The organism is Micrococcus sp. (assembly GCF_030523875.1).
In the GTDB taxonomy this organism is placed as follows: domain Bacteria; phylum Actinomycetota; class Actinomycetes; order Actinomycetales; family Micrococcaceae; genus Micrococcus.
On record NZ_JAUNHR010000160.1, the window covers coordinates 1 to 1,897 of the forward strand.

A 1,897-nucleotide genomic window follows, 5' to 3' on the forward strand; every position below is an offset into this window, starting at 1 on the left:
ATGAAGGACCTCGAGATCCGCGGCGCCGGCAACCTGCTCGGCGGCGAGCAGTCCGGGCACATCGCCGGGGTGGGCTTCGACCTCTATCTGCGCATGGTGGGCGAGGCCGTGGCCGACTTCAAGGGCGAGGAGGACACCGGTCCCGCCGAGGTCAAGGTGGAGCTGCCCGTCAACGCGCACCTGCCCCACGACTACGTGCCGGGCGAGCGCCTGCGCCTCGAGATGTACCGCTCCCTGGCCACGGCCACGGACGACGCCGCCGTCGACGCCGTGGTGGAGGAGATGCAGGACCGCTACGGCCCGCTGCCGGAGCCCGTGCAGGCCCTCGTGGCCGTGGCGCGATTCCGCAACCGGGCGCGGGCGGCAGGGGTCACCGAGGTCATGCTGCTGGGGCAGAACGTCAAGTTCGGCCCCGCCGCGGCCCTGCCCGAGTCCCGCGTGCTGCGCCTGCAGCGCATGTACAAGGGCGCGCAGGTCAAGACCGCCCTGGACGCCGTGCTCATTCCCCGGCCCAAGACCAAGCCGGTCATGGGCCAGGATCTCGTGGACGCCCCGCTGCTCGAGTGGGCCGACCAGGTGGTGCAGGCGATCTTCGCCCCCGAGAAGCCGGCGGCCGGCGGTCAGGGGTGAGCGGGGGCCTTGCGCCTGGGAGTCCACGTTGGCTGACGGGGCGGGAGTCCCGACCGCCTGCGGGGTTCCGCCGTCAGGCGCCCGGTGCGCCGACCGCCCGCACCAGCGTGGCGACCACCGCCGAAAGAGCGGGCTCGAGCGCCTGCACCATGTGCCCGTACCCCTCCGCCGGGCCGCGGAACGGGTCCGGGAGGTCCGCCTCGGCCCGGGGGAGGCCACGCCCTGCGGCGCGGCCCGCCCGCAGAGCATCCTTCACGGCGGAGGCGCCCCCGCTCGGGGCGACGTCGGCTCCGCTGAGAAGGGCGCCGGCGTCCAGCAGGGTGGCCGAGCGGTGCAGCAGCGCGGGGGCCTCGCGGAACACCGCGTCCAGGTGCGCACCCGTCGCCGCCAGCACGAGGTTCTGGCCGCTCAGGCTCCGGGCGCTGAGCGGACGCGGCCGGTGCGCGGCCAGTCGCGCCCGCAGCTCCTCGTCCGGCGCCAGGTCCAGCAGCTCCTGCGGGACACGCAGAGCCTGGTTCGGAGCGACCCCGGCGCTGGAGACCTCCACCCGGCCGGGCCCCACCGAGTCGTCCAGCCGGGTCTGCAGCATATGATGCGCCCACGCTGATCGGCAGATGTTGCCCGTGCACACCGTGAGGATCCGGAACACGCCGTCCTCGGGCGCGGCGGCCATGGACGGGCCGGCGGCGAACGGGGAGCGGATCGGGGGACGTGAGAACCAGGTCATGGGCGGGCTCCTGCGAGGGACGGGCTGAGCGGGTGCCACTGCTGCGGCACGCCCGCCAGCGGACGGGACAGGGGGGTGGCCAGCAGGGCCAGGCCCACGGCCCAGCTCAGGCCGAGGGCGAGGAGGAACTTGAGGAGATTGTCCTCCACGCCGACGCGCATGAGCTCCATGAGCACGAGGCCGTGCAGGAGCACCACCACGGTGCCGGTGCGGGTCAGGGCGGTGATGCCGGAGCGCAGGGCGTGTCCCGTGCCGGTGCGGCGCGCCAGGGTGCGCAGCTGCCGCTCCACGAACGCGCCGAACACGAGCACCACGCCCGCGGACATGACCACGCCCACGGCGGGGGTGAGGAGGAAGGTCCCGAACCCGCTGAACTTGATGTTGTGCGGCGGCAGGCCCAGCCGGACGGCCAGCAGCCCCGCCAGGACCAGCGCGGTGCCCAGCACCGCCCGGTGCCGGCGCAGGCGGGGTATCACATGACGGCGGAAGGACTCCCCGCAGAGGACGTAGAACAGGCACGGCAGGGCCAGGCCCACGCCG

At 74.3% G+C, this 1,897-nt stretch carries 2 protein-coding genes and 1 pseudogene; 1 reads left to right on the forward strand and 2 read right to left on the reverse strand.

The window, feature by feature from the left end:
* A partial coding sequence (locus tag Q4D18_RS11715) for a TRCF domain-containing protein (protein ID WP_368389648.1) occupies nucleotides 1-630 on the forward strand: 630 nt, incomplete at its 5' end.
* A 73-nt stretch (nucleotides 631-703) separates the two neighbouring features.
* Here Q4D18_RS11715 and Q4D18_RS11720 read toward each other — a convergent pair.
* Both Q4D18_RS11720 and Q4D18_RS11725 read right to left on the reverse strand, forming a co-directional pair.
* Nucleotides 704-1,357, reverse strand: a complete 654-nt coding sequence (locus Q4D18_RS11720; RefSeq protein WP_303128622.1) for a low molecular weight phosphatase family protein — start codon at nucleotides 1,355-1,357, stop codon at nucleotides 704-706.
* Nucleotides 1,354-1,897: pseudogene (locus Q4D18_RS11725) on the reverse strand (acyltransferase); the annotation flags it as partial. The gene Q4D18_RS11720 and the pseudogene Q4D18_RS11725, both read right to left, overlap by 4 nt.

Coding starts and splice junctions, on each gene's coding strand:
- Q4D18_RS11720 (WP_303128622.1), bottom strand. CDS start 1,357: ATGACCTGGTTCTCACGTCCCCCGATCCGCTCCCCGTTCGCCGCCGGC.